The sequence below is a fragment of the Pseudomonas abietaniphila genome (assembly GCF_900100795.1).
In the GTDB taxonomy this organism is placed as follows: Bacteria; Pseudomonadota; Gammaproteobacteria; order Pseudomonadales; family Pseudomonadaceae; genus Aquipseudomonas; species Aquipseudomonas abietaniphila.
The window spans coordinates 273,791-294,434 of sequence record NZ_FNCO01000003.1 but is presented as its reverse complement, the minus strand read 5'-3'; the positions used below and the strand labels follow the sequence as shown (position 1 = coordinate 294,434).

Annotated in this window: 15 protein-coding genes, 2 tRNA genes and 2 pseudogenes; 3 read left to right on the top strand and 16 right to left on the bottom strand. The window is 58.8% G+C overall.

All coding sequences use genetic code 11. The features are described from left to right. Positions 1-44: 44 nt before the first annotated feature. Positions 45-2,348, bottom strand: coding sequence for a YgiQ family radical SAM protein (locus tag BLS87_RS08045; protein WP_074751851.1), 2,304 nt, complete (start codon positions 2,346-2,348; stop codon positions 45-47). 220 nt (positions 2,349-2,568) lie between these two features. Between BLS87_RS08045 and BLS87_RS08040 the strand changes: the two genes are divergently transcribed. Further along, positions 2,569-3,783, top strand: coding sequence for an alginate lyase family protein (locus BLS87_RS08040; protein WP_143024331.1), 1,215 nt, complete (start codon positions 2,569-2,571; stop codon positions 3,781-3,783). A gap of 29 nt (positions 3,784-3,812) precedes the next feature. Here BLS87_RS08040 and dnaB read toward each other — a convergent pair whose 3' ends face one another. The 7 genes from dnaB to rnr form a co-directional block, all read right to left on the bottom strand. Beyond that, the gene (gene dnaB, locus BLS87_RS08035) at positions 3,813-5,210 is read right to left on the bottom strand and encodes a replicative DNA helicase (protein WP_074751847.1); all 1,398 of its coding nucleotides are present in this window, start codon (positions 5,208-5,210) and stop codon (positions 3,813-3,815) included. A gap of 149 nt (positions 5,211-5,359) precedes the next feature. After that, a complete protein-coding gene (rplI, locus tag BLS87_RS08030; protein ID WP_062379016.1) occupies positions 5,360-5,806 on the bottom strand; it encodes a 50S ribosomal protein L9 in 447 nt (148 codons plus the stop codon). 20 nt (positions 5,807-5,826) lie between these two features. Continuing rightward, positions 5,827-6,723 carry a YybS family protein gene (locus tag BLS87_RS08025; RefSeq protein WP_074751845.1) on the bottom strand — a complete coding sequence of 299 codons (897 nt, stop codon included), beginning with the start codon at positions 6,721-6,723 and terminating at the stop codon, positions 5,827-5,829. A gap of 42 nt (positions 6,724-6,765) precedes the next feature. Next, positions 6,766-6,996, bottom strand: a complete 231-nt coding sequence (gene rpsR / locus BLS87_RS08020; RefSeq protein ID WP_037015707.1) for a 30S ribosomal protein S18 — start codon at positions 6,994-6,996, stop codon at positions 6,766-6,768. Between the two features lie 28 nt (positions 6,997-7,024). Continuing rightward, positions 7,025-7,447, bottom strand: a complete 423-nt coding sequence (gene rpsF, locus BLS87_RS08015; protein WP_062379020.1) for a 30S ribosomal protein S6 — start codon at positions 7,445-7,447, stop codon at positions 7,025-7,027. A gap of 315 nt (positions 7,448-7,762) precedes the next feature. Further along, a complete protein-coding gene (rlmB, locus tag BLS87_RS08010; RefSeq protein WP_074751843.1) occupies positions 7,763-8,521 on the bottom strand; it encodes a 23S rRNA (guanosine(2251)-2'-O)-methyltransferase RlmB in 759 nt (252 codons plus the stop codon). Further along, positions 8,518-11,145 carry a ribonuclease R gene (gene rnr / locus BLS87_RS08005; protein ID WP_074751841.1) on the bottom strand — a complete coding sequence of 876 codons (2,628 nt, stop codon included), beginning with the start codon at positions 11,143-11,145 and terminating at the stop codon, positions 8,518-8,520. The genes rlmB and rnr overlap by 4 nt, the downstream gene beginning before the upstream one ends. 226 nt (positions 11,146-11,371) lie before the next feature. On the opposite strand from rnr, the gene BLS87_RS08000 reads away from it, so the two are divergent. After that, a tRNA-Leu gene (locus BLS87_RS08000) sits at positions 11,372-11,458 on the top strand. Positions 11,459-11,667: 209 nt separating this feature from the next. Beyond that, positions 11,668-11,754 (top strand) — tRNA-Leu (locus BLS87_RS07995). A 186-nt stretch (positions 11,755-11,940) separates the two neighbouring features. On the opposite strand, the pseudogene BLS87_RS35175 reads toward BLS87_RS07995, so the two are convergent. From BLS87_RS35175 to hfq, 8 genes and pseudogenes are all read right to left on the bottom strand, one after another. After that, positions 11,941-12,456, bottom strand: a pseudogene (locus BLS87_RS35175) (methyl-accepting chemotaxis protein); the annotation flags it as partial. A gap of 390 nt (positions 12,457-12,846) precedes the next feature. Then, positions 12,847-13,059, bottom strand: a pseudogene (locus BLS87_RS35170) (methyl-accepting chemotaxis protein); the annotation flags it as partial. 966 nt (positions 13,060-14,025) lie between these two features. Continuing rightward, positions 14,026-15,318, bottom strand: a complete 1,293-nt coding sequence (locus BLS87_RS07985; RefSeq protein WP_074751839.1) for an adenylosuccinate synthase — start codon at positions 15,316-15,318, stop codon at positions 14,026-14,028. Between the two features lie 54 nt (positions 15,319-15,372). Continuing rightward, positions 15,373-16,560 (bottom strand): ATP phosphoribosyltransferase regulatory subunit, encoded by a 1,188-nt coding sequence (locus tag BLS87_RS07980; protein WP_074751837.1) that lies wholly within the window; start codon positions 16,558-16,560, stop codon positions 15,373-15,375. 298 nt (positions 16,561-16,858) lie between these two features. Continuing rightward, positions 16,859-17,728, bottom strand: coding sequence for a protease modulator HflC (gene hflC / locus BLS87_RS07975; protein ID WP_074751835.1), 870 nt, complete (start codon positions 17,726-17,728; stop codon positions 16,859-16,861). After that, positions 17,728-18,906 (bottom strand): FtsH protease activity modulator HflK, encoded by a 1,179-nt coding sequence (gene hflK, locus BLS87_RS07970; RefSeq protein ID WP_074751833.1) that lies wholly within the window; start codon positions 18,904-18,906, stop codon positions 17,728-17,730. The genes hflC and hflK overlap by 1 nt, the downstream gene beginning before the upstream one ends. A 96-nt stretch (positions 18,907-19,002) precedes the next feature. Beyond that, entirely contained in the window at positions 19,003-20,304 is a 1,302-nt protein-coding gene (gene hflX, locus BLS87_RS07965) for a ribosome rescue GTPase HflX (protein WP_074751831.1), read from the bottom strand. A gap of 12 nt (positions 20,305-20,316) precedes the next feature. Continuing rightward, positions 20,317-20,577, bottom strand: coding sequence for an RNA chaperone Hfq (gene hfq, locus BLS87_RS07960; protein WP_062379035.1), 261 nt, complete (start codon positions 20,575-20,577; stop codon positions 20,317-20,319). Positions 20,578-20,644: the final 67 nt, after the last annotated feature.

Below are 20,644 nucleotides of genomic sequence, written 5' to 3'. Positions count from 1 at the left end.
AAAAACGCCAGCTCGAAAGCTGGCGTTTTTTTGGGCGGTATCGCTTAGCGCGGGAACACCGGCTGACGCGATGGCTTCTTGCCGCCTTTACCGCCTTTGGCTGCATCGGCACGCTCCTTGGCGGCCTGTTTGTTGCGAGCCGCTGCGGCGGCCTTGGCCTCTTCGCGTTTGTCCCACGGCTTGCTGCCGTCGCTGCCACGTTGCGGCAGGCCGGTATGCTGGGTCAGGATCTTCGTGGTTTTGGCCACCTTATGGCTGCCAGCGGGCGTCGAATTCTTGCGACGGGCGCTCTGGTAGCTGTCGGTTTCCGGTTGATGCAGCGGGATCAGCTGGTTTTTACCCGGACCGATCAGATCGGCACGGCCCATACGCTCCAGCGCCTCACGCAGCATCGGCCAGCCTTTCGGATCGTGATAACGCAGGAACGCCTTGTGCAGACGGCGTTGCTCTTCGCTCTTGACGATGGTCACCGAGTCGCTCTTGTACGTGACCTTGCGCAGCGGGTTCTTGCCGGAGTGATACATGGCGGTCGCGCTGGCCATCGGTGACGGGTAGAACGCCTGCACCTGATCCGCCCGGAAACCGTTGCCCTTGAGCCACAGCGCCAGGTTCATCATGTCTTCATCGGTGGTGCCGGGGTGAGCGGCGATGAAGTAAGGGATCAGGTACTGCTCTTTACCGGCCTCTTTCGAATACTTCTCGAACATGCGCTTGAACTTGTCATAGCTGCCAATGCCCGGCTTCATCATTTGATTGAGCGGACCTTCCTCGGTGTGTTCCGGGGCGATCTTCAGGTAACCACCGACGTGGTGCGTCACCAGCTCTTTCACGTACTCTGGGGATTCGACCGCAAGGTCGTAACGCAGGCCGGAAGCGATCAGGATTTTCTTCACACCCGGCAATTCGCGCGCGCTGCGGTACAGTTGAATCAGCGCCGAGTGATCGGTGTTCAGGTTCGGGCAGATGCCCGGGAACACACACGACGGCTTGCGGCACGCGGATTCGATTTCCGGGCTTTTGCAGGCGATGCGGTACATGTTCGCGGTCGGCCCGCCGAGGTCGGAAATCACGCCGGTGAAGCCCGGAACCTTGTCACGGATTTCTTCGATTTCACGGATGATCGAGTCGTGGGAACGGTTTTGGATGATCCGGCCTTCGTGCTCGGTGATCGAGCAGAACGTACAGCCGCCGAAACAGCCACGCATGATGTTCACCGAGAAACGGATCATGTCGTAGGCCGGAATCTTTTCCTTGCCGTACACAGGGTGCGGGACACGCGCGTACGGCATGCCGAACACGTAGTCCATTTCTTCGGTGGTCATTGGAATCGGCGGCGGGTTAAACCAGACATCGACTTCACCATGCTTCTGGACCAGCGCACGGGCGTTGCCCGGGTTGGTTTCCAAATGCAGCACGCGGTTGGCGTGGGCATACAGCACAGGGTCGTTGCGCACCTTTTCCATGGACGGCAGACGGATGACCGTCTTGTCGCGGGTCATGCGCGGGCTCGCCAGGATCTGCACGACCTTGGCTTCGTTCGGGTCTTCAACCGGGCCCTTTTCCTGCTCGATGGCACAGGCTTCGGTGTCCTGAGTGTTGACGTACGGGTTGATGATCTTGTCGACCTTGCCCGGACGGTCGATACGCGTGGAATCGACTTCGTACCAACCTTGCGGTGTGTCACGACGAATGAACGCCGTGCCGCGCACATCGGTGATGCTATCGATGGTTTCGCCACAGGACAGGCGGTTGGCCACTTCGACGATCGCTCGCTCGGCGTTGCCGTACAGCAGGATATCGGCGCTGGCGTCGATCAGAATCGAGTTGCGAACCTTGTCCTGCCAGTAGTCGTAGTGCGCAATGCGGCGCAGCGAAGCTTCGATGCCCCCCAAAACGATCGGCACGTTCTTGTAGGCTTCCTTGCAGCGCTGGCTGTAAACCAGGCTCGCGCGATCCGGACGCTTACCCGCCATGCCGCCTGGTGTATACGCGTCATCGGAACGGATTTTCTTGTCCGCGGTGTAGCGGTTGATCATCGAGTCCATGTTGCCGGCCGCGACGCCGAAAAACAGATTCGGCTCGCCGAGCTTCATGAAGTCGTCTTTGGATCTCCAGTCTGGCTGGGCAATGATCCCGACGCGGAAGCCTTGCGACTCCAGCAGCCGGCCAATAATCGCCATGCCAAACGACGGGTGATCGACGTACGCATCACCGGTCACGATGATGATGTCGCAGGAATCCCAGCCAAGCTGATCCATTTCTTCCCGGCTCATTGGCAGGAAAGGCGCTGGCCCGAAACATTCGGCCCAGTACTTCGGATAGTCAAATAACGGCTTGGCTGCTTGCATGTCAGGACCTACGTGTTTGCACGTTGGAAAAATCGCGGGCGCGGAATATAGCACAAATTTTGATCAAATCCGACTGTAACGCTCAGCTTTATTGAAGCCATCCATCGCCGTACCTGCCAAGCCCCTATCTGCGTCGTGCAGCCGCCAGCAAGCCTTGCTCAATATTTCTCTTGCCCGTCAAAGGCATCTCTGATTAACCGCAAATAAGCACCTTTTATGCGTGTCGACGGCCGCATCCCTGAAAACAACAAGAGAACGAACGATGATCAGACGCCCTATCACCCTTAGTTTCACAGCACTGGCCTGGGGCATCGCCCTCAATGCCTCTGCCGAAGGTTTCGTGCATCCCGGAATATTGCTCGACGCAAAGAGACTGGACTTCGTGCGAAACGCCATTCAGGAACAGCGCTCGCCCTGGAAGGAAGCCTATCTTGCGATGATGACCGATCCGCTGGCAGCGGTTGATTATCAGCCAAGCCCTTGGCCGGCCGTGGAATGTGGCCCGTTTTCAAAACCTGACAAAGGCTGCAAAGAGGAAGTGCGAGACGCTCAAGCGGCGTACACCCAAGCCTTGGCGTGGTCTTACAGTGGTGAAGATCGGTATGCCGAAAACGCGGTTGCGATCATGAACGCTTGGGCGGCCACACTGCAACAAGGCCACACAAACTCAAACGCCCCCTTGCAGGCCGCGTGGTCGGCTCAACTATGGACGCGGGCGGCAGAAATCATCCGCCACCGCAGTCAAAAATGGGCGCAAGCAGATGTTGAGCGCTTCTCGCACATGCTGCGCACGCAATATCTGCCCGACATCCAGCGCGGTGAAGCGCAACGTATTGGGGTTTGTCACTACGGCAACTGGCAGGCCAGCGGAATCGAGGCGCAGATCAACATTGGCATTTTTCTTGATGACCGTGCGCTGTATGACAAAGCGGTGGCCCAGTGGCGGAAGCGGTTGCCAGCGTTTGTTTATCAAGAAGCCGATGGCCCACTGCCTGTCGTACCGCCGGATTGCGCCAAGACCGATGAGCAACTGATTGCGTACTGGGAAGGCCAAAAGACGTTCGTCGACGGCCACGCGCAGGAAACCTGCAGGGACCTTGAGCACACCGCCTATGGGTTGGCAGCATTTATCAACGTGGCCGAAACCGCTTATGTTCAAGGCCTGGACTTATACGGCGCCGAATCAAAACGCCTACGTGACAGCATGGAGTTTCATGCCCGAGCAAAAAATGAAGGTGCCACGCCACCATGGTTATGCGGCGGCAAGTTGGTCGGGGATCTGAACGGAACATTCGAGGTGGCCTACAACCATTACGTCAACCGACAGCGCTTTAAATTGCCCGATACCCAGCGATGGCTGATCCAGCGGCGTCCGGCCAAAGGCTATTTTCATTACTTGTGGGAGACCCTGACGCACGCAGACACCGGCGCCTGATGCTGCCGATGCCCGATACCCAGTCGGCCTTACTCGTCGTCGTCGAAGTTGTAGCTCCCCGGCGCGAGGTTCTCGAAGCGGGTGTATTTACCGATGAACGCCAGACGAATGAAGCCGATCGGGCCGTTACGCTGCTTGCCGATGATGATTTCCGCGATGCCCTTGTGCTCGGTCTCGGGGTGATACACCTCGTCCCGGTACACGAACATGATGACGTCGGCGTCCTGCTCGATCGCTCCGGATTCCCGCAAGTCGGAGTTGACCGGGCGCTTGTTGGGGCGTTGTTCCAGGGAACGGTTGAGCTGCGACAACGCAACCACAGGGCAGTTGAATTCCTTGGCCAGCGCTTTCAGGGATCGGGAGATCTCGGAAATTTCGTTGGTCCGGTTGTCACCGCTTGAGCCCGGAATCTGCATCAACTGCAGGTAGTCGATCATGATCAAGCCGACGTCACCGTGCTCACGCACCAGACGACGGGTACGCGCGCGCATTTCGGAAGGGCTGATGCCGGCCGTGTCATCGATGAACAGCTTGCGGTCGTTGAGCAGGTTGACCGCCGAGGTCAGGCGCGGCCAGTCATCATCGTCCAGCTGACCTGAACGGACCTTGGTCTGATCGATACGACCGAGCGACGACAACATACGCATGATCAGCGATTCACCTGGCATCTCCAGCGAGAACACCAGTACCGCCTTCTCGCTGCGCAGAACCGCGTTTTCGACCAGGTTCATCGCGAAAGTGGTCTTACCCATCGACGGACGGCCCGCGACGATGATCAAGTCGGAGGGCTGCAGACCGCTGGTCTTTTCGTCCAGGTCGGTATAACCGGTGGAGAGACCGGTGATCCCCTCACCGAGATTGAAGAGCGTGTCGATGCGGTCGATGGCCTTGGTCAACAGGTCGTTGACGCCCACCGGCCCACCGGTCTTCGGGCGCGCTTCTGCGATCTGGAAGATCTGCCGTTCGGCTTCGTCGAGGATCTCTTCGGCGGTTCGCCCTTCAGGATTGAACGCGCTGTCGGCGATTTCGTTACTGATACCGATCAACTGCCGCAGGGTCGCGCGCTGACGCACGATCTGGGCATAGGCCTTGATGTTGGCGACCGACGGAATGTTTTTCGCCAGCTCCGACAGATAGCCCAGACCGCCTACTTGAGAAGTCTGACCCTCCTTGTCCAGTTGCTCGGACAGGGTCACGACGTCAATCGGCATGTTCTGATCAGCCAGCTTGGCGATGGCGCGGAAGATCAGACGGTGGTCGTGACGATAGAAATCGCCGTCCGAGACCTGATCCAGCACACGCTCCCAGGCCTGGTTGTCCAGCATCAGACCACCGAGTACGGCCTGCTCGGCCTCGATGGAATGCGGCGGCACCTTCAGGGCAGCGGTTTGCAGGTCGTATTGCTCGGGAGCGGAAATGTCGTTCATGGCCACACGGAATAAGGGGTTTGAAACAGGATACTCAGAAATGACAAAGGGCACGACCCGATAAACAGGAACGCGCCCCTCGTTGACCTGCTGACGAACACGTCGTCAACCGGTCGGACTCCAGCGCCGAAGCGCCGGAATCAAGCAGCTTAAGCAGCCACCACAACTACGCGAACGGTAGCTTCAACATCGCTGTGCAGGTGCACGGCAACATCGTATTCGCCAACGTTACGGATGGTGCCGTTCGGCAGACGAACTTCAGCTTTGGCCACTTCAACGCCAGAGGCGGTCAGTGCGTCAGCGATGTCGTGAGTACCGATCGAACCAAACAGCTTGCCTTCGTCACCAGCAGTGGCAGTGATAGTCACTTCCAGCTCAGCCAGTTGAGCAGCGCGAGTTTCAGCAGAAGCTTTCTTCTCGGCAGCGGCTTTTTCCAGCTCAGCGCGACGCTCTTCAAACGCAGCCAGGTTGGCAGCGGTTGCAGCGGTGGCTTTGCCGAAAGGCAGCAGGTAGTTACGGCCGTAACCAGCCTTAACGTTTACTTTATCGCCCAGGTTGCCCAGGTTGGCGATTTTTTCCAGCAGGATGAGTTCCATTTGGTAATAACCTCTTAACTTTAACCTTCACCGTTCGCAGAACCGTTATCGGCATCTTTCGACGCCAGACGGCCGCGAAAATCAATCAGGCTGTCGACAATGGCAAACACCACCAGCAACGGATAAATCAGCTGCATGAACAGCAACAACGTGACGTACAACCCCACCAGCCAGAACCGTGTCAGGCGCTTTGCAGCCACCAGACCGTGAATCAGGGCCAGCCCCGCGAACATGAGCGGTACGCTGCACAACGGTGTCAACATCGCCAGTTGCGGACCGAAATTCGGCGCAACCAACATGCACACCAGCAGCACCAGCATCGGTGCCCGCGGGAGCCTCAAGCTGCGAAATTCGCGCCCGAAACCACCCGGGTTATACAACAGCGCCTGCCAGTACCGCCCAAGAATCAGGCAGACCACGCTGACGATCTGCAACACCGCTGCTATCAGGCCGTTGAGGACCGGCGTAATCAATGCTCCCAGACGCGCTCGCTCTTCTACCGACATCTGTTGGTAGACATCACCGAAGACGTGAGGAAGGAGTTTCTGCAACTCCCCCGCCATGGCTTCGATGGGCTCGCGGAAAACCGCCCCCAGAATCACCGAGTACAACAATCCGGCCGCTACGCTGACCAGCAGCACACGGACCCAGGACTCGCTGGCGCGCAATAAAGCGGCCAACCCCCATGACCCCAGCAACACCATCAGGGTGCGAGGATCACCGAAATACCACCAGACCAAAGCCGGCAGCAGAGCCCAGGCGAGTACGCCCGAAGCGCCACTCAACCCGCGTCGCAGGAGCACAAGGCAACCTGCGGCAGCACTCAACCAGAACAACAGCGGCAACGCCGCACATCCCACCACTACGAGAGTGGCCTGCACGCGGCCGCGCATGATGAATTCAGCCATGGCGCGCATGCGATCTATCCCTTACTGCGTTTTTGTCGACTAAACCTGGTCTCAGCGGCCGTGGCTGTCGGTGTAGGCCAGCAGGGCCAGGAAGCGGGCGCGCTTGATAGCGGTAGCCAGCTGACGCTGATAACGAGCTTTGGTACCGGTAATGCGGCTAGGAACGATCTTGCCGGTTTCGGATACGTAGGCTTTCAGGGTGTTGAGATCCTTGTAATCGATCTCCTTCACATTTTCAGCTGTGAAGCGGCAGAATTTACGACGACGGAAGAAACGTGCCATGTAATAGGCTCCTCAAAAGGTCCGTGGATTACTCGTCAGCGTTATCGCTGTTGTCGCTGTCATCACTGTCAACGCCTTCAGCGTCGGAGTGCTCAGGACGGTCGCGACGCTCACGGCGCTCACTGCGGTTCTCTTCAGCCTTGAGCATTTCGGACTGGCCGGTAACGGCTTCGTCGCGACGGATGACAAGGTTACGGATCACGGCATCGTTGTAACGGAAGTTGTCTTCCAGCTCGGCCAGGGCCTTGCCAGTGCACTCAACGTTCAGCATCACGTAGTGAGCCTTGTGAACATTGTTGATTGCGTAGGCCAGTTGACGACGGCCCCAATCTTCCAGACGGTGGATCTTGCCGCCGTCTTCTTCGATCAGCTTGGTGTAACGCTCAACCATGCCGCCGACTTGCTCGCTCTGGTCCGGGTGAACCAGAAAGATGATTTCGTAATGACGCATGAATGCTCCTTACGGGTTGTAGCCTGCCGCCAAAGCGGTCAGACAAGGAGTGAATAACACTGGTTTATCTTGCACAGGGACAGGCACATGCGCGCCTGCCATGACAGCAAGGGGCGCAATTGTAGAGAAGGGCCAGAGACGGCGCAAGGAAATTGGTGATTATTTGAGCAGCGCAGTTGTAACACGCAATCCGGAGGGAGTGCGGACCTGTGGGCGCGAATTCACCCGCGATGACCTTTGCACAGACGACACACACCTCATCGACTGAAATACCGCATCACGAATGAATTTGTTCCCACGGGGACTGAGCCCGGCTTACTTTTTGGCGCCTGCTTTCACGCTGCGCTGGCGCATGGCCTCGAACAAGCACACACCGGTAGCGACCGAAACGTTAAGGCTGCTGACGCTGCCCGCCATCGGCAGGCGGACCAGGTAATCGCAGTGCTCACGGGTCAGGCGACGCATGCCCTTGCCTTCCGCGCCCATGATCAGGATGGTCGGTCCGGTCAAATCCTGCTGATACAGCTCTTGCTCCGCCTCGCCAGCCGTGCCAACCACCCAAAGGCCACGCTGCTGGAGTTTTTCCAGTGTGCGCGCAAGGTTGGTCACCGCCACCAACGGGATCACCTCGGCAGCGCCACACGCCACCTTCCGAACGGTAGGGGTCAGCGTTGCGGATTTGTCCTTCGGCACGATCACGGCGAGCGCACCCGCGGCGTCAGCGGTACGCAGGCAAGCACCTAGGTTGTGAGGATCCGTCACGCCATCGAGCACGAGGATAAAAGGCGCGCCTTCGGTACGGTCGAGCAACTCGTCGAGCATCGCCTCGCCCCAGACCTGGCTCGGACTGACGTCCGCCACCACGCCCTGATGCACGCCCTCTACCCACGCGTCCATTTCACGACGCTCGGCCTGACCGACCGATACGCGATTCTGTGCAGCCAGATCGATCAACACCTGAACGCGCGGATCGCTACGCCCTTCTGCCAACCAGATCTGCTTGACCCGTTTCGGGTGATGCCGCAACAGCGCTTCTACGGCGTGAACGCCGTAGATTTTTTCCAACGAACTCATGACTTCGCCTTAGGTTTACGCACTCCGCCGCTCTTGGCAGCTGGAGCCGAGCCCGACTTCGACGGGCCCTTACGGTGTTTACTCGTTTTGCCGGATTTGCTTTCAGGCGCCGCATCACTGCGAGACGACGTTCCCGACGTCGCCTTGCTACCGCCCTTCGCTTCCGCCAACAAGGCTTTCTTCATCTCGCGACTTTTGCGGACTTCGGCGTTTTTGGCGGCCGCGTCGCTTGGGCGATACGCCTCCACGACAGGCTCTTTCGACGCGCTGCGACGGCTTGGTCGTGCGGCCGACGCCTTTTCTTTCTCTTTCTCTTTCCCGGCAGGAGCAGGCTCGGCGGCCTTGCGCTTACGACCGATGGGCGCGCTGGTGGTTTTTTCAGACATCTCGAAGTCGATCTTGCGCTCGTCCAGATCAACGCGCATGACCCGCACTTCCACGGTGTCGCCCAGACGGAAGCTGCGCCCGGTGCGCTCGCCCGCCAGACGGTGATGGACCGGATCGAAATGGTAGTAATCGCCCGGCAGCGCGGTGACGTGAACCAGACCTTCGACGTAAATATCGGTCAGCTCGACGAACAGGCCAAAACCGGTCACGGCGGTAATCACACCAGGGAACGATTCGCCCACGCGGTCTTTCATGAACTCGCACTTGAGCCAGTTCGTGACGTCGCGGGTTGCCTCATCGGCACGGCGCTCGCTCATGGAGCACTGCTCGCCCAGTTGCTCCAGCACGGCTTCGTCGTACGGATAAATACGCGCCTTCGGAATCGACGCACCGCCAGCACGGCGAACATGCGGCGTGTCCTGCTTGGAGCGGATCACGCTGCGAATGGCGCGGTGGGTCAGCAAGTCCGGGTAACGGCGGATCGGCGAGGTGAAATGCGTATACGCCTCGTAGTTCAGACCGAAGTGACCGTTGTTGTCAGAGCTGTATACCGCCTGGCTCAGAGAACGCAGCATGACGGTCTGGATCAGGTGGTAATCCGGACGATCCTTGATGGTTTCCAGCAGCGCCTGATAATCCTTCGGCGTCGGACCGTCTTTACCCTTGTGCAGGGAAAGCCCCAACTCACCCAGGAAGGCGCGCAGTTTTTCCAGACGCTCCGGCGGCGGACCGTCGTGAACACGGTACAGCGCAGGAATCTCGTGTTTCTTGAGGAATTCAGCGGTGGCCACGTTGGCAGCCAGCATGCACTCCTCGATCAATTTGTGAGCATCGTTACGCGTCGTCGGGCGGATTTCCGCGATTTTGCGCTCAGAGCCGAAGATGATCCGCGTTTCCTGGGTTTCGAAATCGATCGCACCGCGCACATGACGGGCGCCCAGCAATACCTTGTACAGCGCGTACAGCTGCTTGAGGTGCGGGACCACATCGCCGTATTCGCCGCGAAGCTGTTTGGCTTCTGCGGTTTTCGGGTGCTCCAGAATCGAGCTGACCTTGTTGTAGGTCAAGCGAGCGTGGGAATGGATGACGGCTTCGTAGAATACGTAGTCGGTCATCTCGCCGGTTTTGGAGATGGTCATCTCGCACACCATCGCCAGACGATCGACCAGCGGATTCAGCGAACACAGGCCGTTGGACAACTGCTCAGGCAGCATCGGCACGACACGCTCAGGGAAATACACCGAGTTGCCTCGCACCTGAGACTCGGCGTCCAGCGCCGAACCGATCTTCACATAGCTGGAGACGTCGGCAATGGCCACGTAAAGCTTCCAGCCACCGGAGAACAAGCGCAGCTTACCGGGCTTGGCCTCGCAGAAAACCGCGTCATCGAAGTCGCGCGCATCTTCGCCGTCGATCGTGACGAACGGCAGATGGCGTAAATCGACGCGATGCTCCTTGTCTTTCTCTTCCACTTCCGGCTTGAGCTTGGCGGCTTCTTTGAGCACTGCCTCAGGCCAGACGTGAGGAATATCGTAGGTGCGCAGCGCGACATCGATTTCCATGCCCGGCGCCATGTAGTTGCCTACGACCTCGACCACGTCACCTTGCGGCTGGAAGCGCGGCGTCGGCCAGTGGGTGATTTTCACCTCGACGAACTGGCCGACCTTGGCGCTCGCGTTGCGACCTGGCGTGACCAGCACTTCCTGCTGGATTTTTGGATTGTCCGGCACAACGAAGCCGATGCCACTTTCTTCGAAGTAGCGTCCGACGACCGTTTCATGGGCGCGGGAAACGACTTCGACGATGACGCCTTCACGACGACCGCGACGGTCCAGACCGGAAACACGCGCCAGTGCGCGGTCGCCATCGAACACTAGACGCATCTGCGCAGGGCTCATGAACAAGTCGTCCGAGCCGTCGTCCGGCACCAGGAAGCCAAAACCGTCGCGATGGCCGCTGATGCGCCCAAGGATCAGGTCGAGCTTGTCCACCGGCGCATACGTGCCCCGGCGGGTGTAGATCAGCTGAGCATCACGCTCCATCGCGCGCAAGCGGCGGCGAAGGGCTTCGATCTGATCTTCAGTCGTCAGACCGAACTCTTCCACCAGCTCCTCGCGTGCAGCGGGCGAGCCACGGTCGGAGAGGTGCGCCAGGATCAGCTCACGGCTAGGGATGGGGTTTTCGTATTTTTCCGCTTCACGAGCGGCCTCGGGATCGAGGGACTGCCAATCGGCCATTGGAATGAGTTCACCTTATCTGTATGCAATTAGTTTGGCATATACCAGATTGAAACGCGAAGACAGCGTTTGCTGTCGCTTTTCGCTATTTCAAAAAAAATTTCTCAACAGGGGTTTACAGCCTCGAATGTCATCCGTAAGATGCGCCCCACAACGACGGCACTGCCACGTTGTAGTTGAAATCAAACGGCTTTTTGAAAAATTAGTCCAACGAAATCAACGAATTGCCCAGATGGTGAAATTGGTAGACACGCCAGCTTCAGGTGCTGGTGACCTTACGGTCGTGGAAGTTCGAGTCTTCTTCTGGGCACCAATTCAACGAAACCGAGCCACGTGCTCGGTTTTGTGCTTTCTGGGGTTTGAAAATCAACCACCCCACAAAACAGATCTGAGCGTAGATCACTTCCTTCTCCCTATCGAACGCCCACTGCGTCTGCATCCCGCTGAAGATTTCTCACGTCCCTCACAAAATCGCAAATTTGTGTTGCATTGAAATGAAAAATCTAATTAAATCAGCGCCATGCCCAGGTGGTGAAATTGGTAGACACGCCAGCTTCAGGTGCTGGTGACCTTACGGTCGTGGAAGTTCGAGTCTTCTCCTGGGCACCAAACAAAACGAAACCGAGCCAAGTGCTCGGTTTTGTGCTTTTCGGGGATTGGAATTTTCGGACCCGAAGCCCGCCTCACCTGCAGAGCAGGCTTGCTCGCGACAGCCCTACATCAGTGCGCGCAGCATTGCCTGATGCGTTGTGATCGCGAGCAAGCTCACGCCTGCAAAGGCTCAATCAAAGCGTATCAAGCCCGGAACTGCCCCAGGCTTGCCTTCAACTGCGCCGCAAGCTTGTCCAGTGTCTTGCCACTTGCCGTCGTTTCAACAACCGCCTGCGCGGCCTTTTCGGCTTGTGCATGGATATTCTCAACACGCCCTCTCACGGCCTGCGCACCCTTGGCCTGATGCTCAGCCGCGCGAGTCGCCAATCCAATGGCTGCATGAACCTGCTCAACCGAGACCTGCACGGTTTGCTGAAGGCGCGCGCTGTCACGCAAGACCGCAAGCCCTTCCTTGGCCTGACGCCCTGCCAGACCGATCGTCGCGACTGCCTCCTTCGCCCCGGACTGCAACTTGGCGATGTGCTCCTGAATATCACCTGTGGAACTTTGCGTCTTGCTCGCCAGCGCCCGCACCTCATCAGCGACCACCGCAAAACCACGGCCGGTCTCGCCTGCGCGTGCCGCCTCAATGGCGGCGTTGAGCGCCAAGAGGTTGGTCTGCTCGGCGATGCCATGAATCACCTCCAGCACCACCTCAATCTGTTGGCTCTGCTGCGCCAGACGCTCGATAACCTGGGAGCCGGCCTCAACCTGTCCGGCCAACGCCTCGATCAAACCACCGACCTGATTCGAAGTACGGGTGTTTTCATCGGTCGCCTGACGAATATCGACCACCTGCTGCAGCGCTGCTTGCATAGCATGGCTCTCGGCCTGCGCTTCGTCAGCCATTTGCGCCAACGCCTGAAGACTGGCGGCCACCTCATCGCGCTGCAATTCTGCGGCCGCATCGGCACCGGCATTGCGCTTGCTCATGGCGCCGATCTCGACACCGGTCTGCTGCGCAACGTCTCCCGCCTCACGAACGATCGGCTGCAGCTTGTCCACGAACCGGTTCACCGCCGCGGCCATATCGCCGATTTCGTCGTTACTGTTGAGTTTGACGCGCTTGGTCAAGTCACCCTCGCCCGCTGCCAGATCGTCCAGCGCGCGATTGAGCAATTGCAAGCGCAGAACCACACGACGACCCAGCACCACGGCCAGCGCCAGTAATACGGCAAGACCCACCAACGCCAGGCCTACACCGATTCTCCAACGCAGCGTGGCCGCAGCATCCTGAACAGTGGTGCTGGTATTGGTGGCCATCGCCGACGCTGCTGTCTGCGCCGTCGTCAGACGGGAACGCAGAGCACTGGAACTCTCAGCGGCCGCGCCACCCAGACTCTCTGAGACAAGCTGGCCGCCGCTGCCAATCAGTGCAGTGAAACGCTTGTCCAGCGCCATCAGATTTTCTTCGACGGTGGCGGTCGACACGCCCATGCGCACCTTGCCGATTTCCACACCGTTAGGGCTGATCGACGCTTCAACGTAATAAACCGAAGGGTCTTTCTGCGCGGCATTGAGGACCTTGTCCATTGCCCGCTCACCCTCGCCCTTGGCGAGCAGCGACTTAATCGACTCGTTGTCACGATTCAGATAACGGGTCAGATGCTCACCCTGCGCATCGTCGTAAACCACGAACAACACATTGGGATTGCGCTGCGCACGGCGCGCGAATTCCGACAGCGTCGGGGTGTCGCCGTCCCACATGGCGCGCGGGGCAACTGCCGCGAGAAGCTCAGCCATATCGGTAGCCGAGTCCTTCAGGTCTTTTTCCAGCGTGGCGCGCAGTTGCTTTTGTTCATCCTTCAGACGGGCGGACAAACCGGCGCTCAGACGTTGACGGGTATTTTGAGAAAGGCTGTCGAGGCTGGACGTTACGTCACGGCTCGCCTGCTCCAGTTCTCCCGACAAGTGTTGCGAATCTACACCCAGCCGTGCGGCGAGGTCAGCTTCCAGCGCAGTCACGGTGCTCCGGGTAAGGGCGACCGCCACCAGGACCTGCACCAAAAGGGCAATGCCAAGCGCAATGAATACGGGGCGCAGCAAGCGGCTGCGAAGAAGCGAAAGGACGGCTGACACAGGAGATTCCCCCACAACAAACGCCATTAAAATGATGGCATCTTTTCTGGCGGTATTTACAGCAAGTGTTGTGCCGACATTGCGAGGACGATCAAGCAGGCAAAACAAAGGGCCGCCTGAGCGACCCTTTGTTTTTATTTCAACGACTTATCAAGCGAACGGGTGACGCAGAACGATGGTCTCGTTGCGATCAGGGCCCGTCGAAATAATGTCGATTGGCGCACCGACCAGTTCTTCCAGACGAGCGATATATGCGCGCGCGTTTGCTGGCAGCTCTTCAAGGGTCTTGGCGCCCAGGGTCGACTCGGTCCAGCCAGGCATTTGCTCGTAAACAGGCTCAAGGCCGATGTAGCTGTCAGCATCGGTCGGCGCGTCGATGACTGCGCCGTCTGCGTTCTTGTAGCCTACGCAGATGTTGATGGTTTCAAGACCGTCAAGCACGTCCAGCTTGGTCAGGCAAATGCCCGAGATGCTGTTGACGTCGATGGCGCGACGCAGGATGACAGCATCGAACCAGCCGCAACGACGGGCACGGCCGGTCGTCGCGCCGAACTCATGACCGCGCTTGGCCAGGAATGCACCCACGTCGTCGAACAGCTCGGTCGGGAACGGACCCGAACCCACACGCGTGGTGTAGGCCTTGGTGATACCCAGGATGTAGTCCAGGAACATCGGGCCGACACCCGAACCGGTGGCAATGCCGCCAGCGGTCGTGTTGGAGCTGGTGACGTACGGGTAGGTCCCGTGGTCGATGTCCAGCAGCGAACCCTGTGCGCCTTCGAACATGATGTCTTTGCCAGCGCGACGCATTTCGTGCAGCGCAGCGGTAACGTCGAGCATCATTGGCTTGAGCAGCTCAGCGTATTCCATGCACTCGTCGAGTGTTTTCTGGAAGTCGATTGCCGGCTCTTTGTAGTAATTCACCAGAACGAAGTTGTGGTAATCCAGCAACTCGCCCAGCTTTGCGGCGAAACGCTCACGGTGGAACAGGTCACCGATGCGCAGGCCACGACGCGCAACCTTGTCTTCGTAAGCCGGGCCGATGCCACGACCGGTTGTACCGATCTTGTGCTCGCCACGGGCTTTTTCACGCGCCTGGTCCAGCGCAACGTGGTACGACAGGATCAGCGGGCAGGACGGGCTGATGCGCAGGCGCTCGCGCACCGGAATACCCTTCTCTTCCAGCTTGGTGATTTCACGCATGAGTGCGTCAGGCGCCACGACCACGCCGTTGCCGATCAGGCACTGAACGCCTTCGCGCAGTACGCCGGACGGAATCAGGTGCAGAACGGTTTTCTCGCCATCGATCACCAGGGTGTGACCGGCGTTGTGGCCGCCTTGATAGCGAACTACCGCGGTAGCATGTTCGGTCAGCAGATCAACGATCTTGCCTTTGCCCTCATCACCCCACTGGGTGCCCAGGACTACGACATTCTTACCCATAACACTTGTCCTCATTCACGCAAACTGGGTGCCGGCTGCAGCCGACTGGAAAACTCAAGAGGCCAGCGGCAGTACCTGCCAAAGCTCGCCATGCTGAATCAATTGCCGATCGCAGTCGGCTTCTTTCGCCGCCGAGACCGACTGGCCTGGCAACGCCTGAACCACGCGCTCACCTTCGCTGCGCAGCTGGCAGACTTTCTGCCAGAGTGCCGCATCGGTGCTGTCAGGCATCCAGATACCGCCAGACGGTAGCTCGATCTGCGCCTGCCCCAGCGTGACCAGGGTTTTCAAATCGGTGGAGAAGCCCGTTGCCGGACGTGCGCGACCAAAGTCAGCACCGATGTCATCGTAGCGACCACCCTGGGCGATCGATTGGCCGACACCCGGCACGAACACCGCGAACACCACACCCGTATGGTAGTGATAGCCGCGCAACTCACCGAGGTCGAAATACAACGGTAGATCAGGGAAACGCGCCGACAGCCGCTCGGCGATTTCCAGCAAGTCATCCAGCGCCTCGATAACCGGTGCTGGCGCCTTGGCGAGACGATCACGGGCCGCGGTCAATACTTCGCGGCCACCACACAGATCGACCAGCGCACGCAGCATGGCTGCCAGGTCCGCCGGCAGGTTTTCGGTCAAAGCGATGACTTCGTCGATTGCCTTGCGCTGCAATGCATCAAACAGTTGTTGCTCGACCTCACCGGACAAACCGGCCGCACGGGCCAGGCCACGGTAGATGCCGACATGCCCCAGATCCATATGGACGTCAGGCACATCTGCCAGTTTCAGCATAGCCAGCATCAGGCTGATGACTTCGACATCGCTGCTTGGACTGGCATCGCCGTACAACTCGGCACCGAGCTGAATCGGGCTGCGCGAGGAGGACAGTGCGCGTGGCTGAGCGTGCAGGACGCTGCCGGCGTAGCACAGACGGCTCGGGCCTTCGCGGCGCAAGGTATGCGCGTCGATGCGGGCGACCTGCGGCGTGATGTCCGCGCGGAAACCCATCTGCCGACCTGATTGCGGATCGACCACTTTGAAGGTGCGCAGATCCAGATCCTGGCCAGCGCCTGTGAGCAGTGATTCAAGGTATTCGATGTGTGGGGTGACGACGAACTCATAGCCCCAGCTCTGAAACAGATCCAACACCTGACGACGCGCCACTTCTATGCGCGCAGCTTCCGGCGGCAGTACTTCTTCGATGCCATCCGGCAGCAGCCAGCGGTCAACCGTTGCCATTACGCCTTTCCCCTATGATCCGGGCGGCCAACCCTTGGGCAAGCCTTGAGTGAAGCAGACAGCGTTGAGCCCGACGAACGTGTCCAGGAACCTTAATTCCAGAACGAGACGCGCCGCAGATTTGCCAACACTGTCCTCGAAAAAACTGCCGCGCACGAAACACGCCACGGCCAATCAATCGTGTAGACGCAAAAAAGCCGGGAATTTCCCGGCTGCCGCATCATACACACGTTTTCGCGTGCGATCACCCCGCCGGACAGTTTTGCCGCCCGGCGGAGGTCTCAATTGCGGTTGACGATCACGGTTTGGCTTTATTCAGATAGCGGAAGAATTCGCTGCCTGGATCAAGCACCATCACGTCACTTTTGTTGGCGAAGCTTTCACGGTAAGCGCGCAGGCTGCGATAGAACGCATAGAACTCCTGGTCCTGGCCGTAGGCCTTGGAGTAGATCGCGGCGGCTTGTGCATCACCGTCACCACGCGCTTCCTCGGACTCACGATACGCCTCAGCCAGCAGCACGCGGCGTTGACGATCAGCATCGGCACGAATGCCTTCTGCCAGCTCGTTACCCTTGGCGCGATGCTCGCGAGCCTCACGTTCACGCTCGGTGCTCATACGCTCGAACACGCTGCGGTTCACTTCCTTCGGCAGGTCGATCGCCTTGACGCGAACGTCGACGACTTCGATGCCCAGTTCTTTCTCGGCCATCTTGTTCAGCGACGCCGTGATGTCAGCCATCAGCGCATCACGCTCACCCGACACGGCTTCGTGCAGGGTGCGCTTACCGAACTGGTCACGCAGACCCGATTCAAGACGACGAGACAGACGTTCGTCGGCGATCTGCTTCAGACCCGATGTCGCGGTGTAGAAACGCTCAGCGTCCTTCACGCGCCACTTGGCGTAGGCATCGACCATGACGGCTTTCTTTTCCAGCGTCAGGAAACGCTGAGTCGGCGCATCCAGGGTCAACAGGCGACCGTCGAACTTGCGCACCTGGTTCACGTACGGAACCTTGACGTGCAGACCCGGTGGAACATCAGCCTGAACCACGCGACCGAATTGCAAGAGCACGGCACGCTCGGTCTGAGCAACGATGTAGAAGCTGTTCCACGCCACAACAGCCAGAACGACACAGACAATCAGGGCAACCAGAGATTTATTGCTCATCAGCGAGTCTCCCTAGTGCGCGTGTCGCGTTGCTGTTGCATGTCCGCAGCCCGAGAGCCCGGATCGACGACAGTGGTCGCCGCGCCGCTTGCAGACGATGCCGAACCCCTACGGCTGCCTTCGATCATTTTGTCCAACGGTAGATAGAGCAAGTTGTTCTGACCCTTGTCGCCGGTCACGAGTACCTTGCTGGTGTTGCTGAAGACTTCTTGCATGGTGTCCAGGTACAGACGCTCGCGGGTAACCTCGGGTGCCTTGCGGTACTCGGCGACCAGCTTGGTGAAGCGATCCGCCTCACCCTTGGCACGAGAAACCACTTCGTCACGGTAACCGTTGGCATCTTCGACGATACGCTGGGCCTGACCACGGGCTTCCGGAATCACACCGTTAGCATAGGTTTCGGCCTGGTTGCGCGAACGCTGCTCGTCTTCACGGGCACGGATCACGTCATCAAACGCTTCCTGAACTTCACGCGGCGCAGCAGCGTTCTGTACGTTCACCTGGGTCACGGTGATGCCGGTGCGATAGGTGTCGAGGAAACGCTGAAGGCGCTCCTTGATCTCGCTCGCCATCAACTCGCGACCTTCGGTCAGCACCTGATCCATGGCGGTCGAACCGACCACATGGCGCAATGCGCTTTCGGTAGCGTGTTGCAGACTGACTTCAGGCTGATCGACGCTGAGCACGAAATCCTGCAGGTTGGTGATCTTGTACTGCACGGTCAACGGCACCTCGACGATGTTTTCGTCTTCGGTGAGCATTTGCCCTTGCTTGCTGTACGCACGTTCACGCGTCACGTTCTCGAGGTACTTGCGGTCAAAGGGCGGGAAATAGATATTCAGACCCGGCCCGACCGTTTCATAGTACTTACCAAAACGCAGCACCACGGCTTGCTCTTGCTCGTCTACCACGTAGATCGCGTTGTAGAGCCAGATTGCGAGCAGCACGACCAGGCCGATGCCGAGCAGGCCAAGACCGCCGCCCTTGCCCGAACCGCCGCCACTGCCGCCGCCATCACCACTGCGTTTCTTACCACCACCGAACAACCCATTCAGGCTTTCCTGCAGCTTTCGGAAGGCCTCGTCGAGATCTGGTGGCCCCTTGCGGTCGCCGCCCTTGCGCTTACCACCCCAAGGATCCTGATTATTCGAGTTGCCACCCGGCTCATTCCAAGCCATAGCGCTCTCCATCTGATAAAGCAAAGACGCGCCCGCGGCGCGCCGACCAATGCTACAGAATGCCTGTCAAAGCAGCACAACCGCTTTTTCAGGCTTTTATTGCAAAGTGTGTTGCTCGATGAATTCCAGCGGCTGCAGTCCTTCGCGACTCACCAGGCGATTGAATTCAACTCGGGGTAAACGTACAGCCAACAGGCTTTGACCTTCGTCGTCATGCTCTTCGCTCTGCACCGCACCCAATTGGAAAAACTGGGCGCGCAGCCGGGCGAAGCGTTGTGACAGACACAAAGTGCCAACAAACAGATCATTCCCCAACAGCTCGGCAATGGCTTGCTTGAGCAAGTCCAGACCGCGACCATCACGAGCAGATACCCAGACCCGCTGCGGCTTGCCATCGGCATCGCGTTGAATCTGAGGCTCAACCCCCTCGAGCAAATCGAGTTTGTTATAGACCTCCAGCATCGGCAAGTCCTGGGCACCGATCTCGCCCAGCACCACCATCACTTGCTCGATCTGCTCCATGCGATCGGGCTCGTGAGCGTCGATGACATGCAGCAGCAGGTCCGAGTTGCTCGATTCTTCGAGCGTAGCCCGAAAGGCCTCGACCAGCTTGTGCGGCAGGTGACGGATGAAGCCCACGGTGTCGGCCAGCACGATCGGCCCCAGGTCGTTGAGCTCAAGACGGCGCAACGTCGGGTCGAGCGTTGCGAACAGCTGGTCAGCAGCGTAGACGTCGGAATCGGTCACCGCATTGAAGAGTGTCGATTTACCGGCGTTGGTGTATCCCACGATGGACACCGTGGGAATGTCGGCGCGTGAACGACCGCGACGAGCCTGGTCGCGCTGACTGCGGACTTTTTCGAGACGGCCCTTGATCTGGCGCAGGCGGACCCGCAACAGACGACGGTCCGTTTCCAGCTGGGTTTCACCCGGACCACGCAGGCCGATACCACCGCCCTGACGCTCAAGGTGAGTCCAGCCACGAACCAGACGCGTGCTCATGTGCTCGAGCTGGGCCAGCTCGACCTGCAACTTGCCTTCATGAGTGCGCGCCCGCTGGGCGAAAATGTCGAGAATCAAGCCCGTACGGTCAAGCACGCGACACTCGAAAACTCTTTCAAGGTTGCGTTCCTGACTGGGTGTAAGGACGTGATTGAAAATGACGATATCCGATTTCTCGGCTTTGACCAGGTCCCGTAGCTCTTCGACCTTGCCGCTGCCTACCAGATATTTGGCCGTTGGCCGATGCCGTGGCACGTTGATAAACGCGACGATATCGGCACCTGCCGAAAGAGCCAGCTCCCGGAACTCCTGCGGATCTTCGCGCGCCTCAGGGTCCTGACCATCCAAATGAACGAGGATTGCCCGCTCACCACCACCGTGGCGCTCAAAGAACAAAGCAGACTCCTATCAGGCGTTACCTGGCTCTGCGTCAGCCTGGTCGGATTCGGTTGCGCTAGGCAGACGAATAGGACGAACCGGAACGACGGTGGAGATGGCGTGCTTGTAAACCATTTGGCTGACAGTGTTCTTCAGCAAAATAACGAACTGGTCGAAGGACTCGATCGTGCCTTGCAGCTTGATACCGTTTACCAGATAGATCGAAACCCCAACCTTTTCTTTACGCAAAGTGTTCAGGTAAGGGTCTTGTAGCGAATGCCCTTTTGACATGTGCCGCACTCCTTTAAGGATCAATAGAATAAATTCGAAAACATTGGCTTGGGCCGTTACCCCCCAA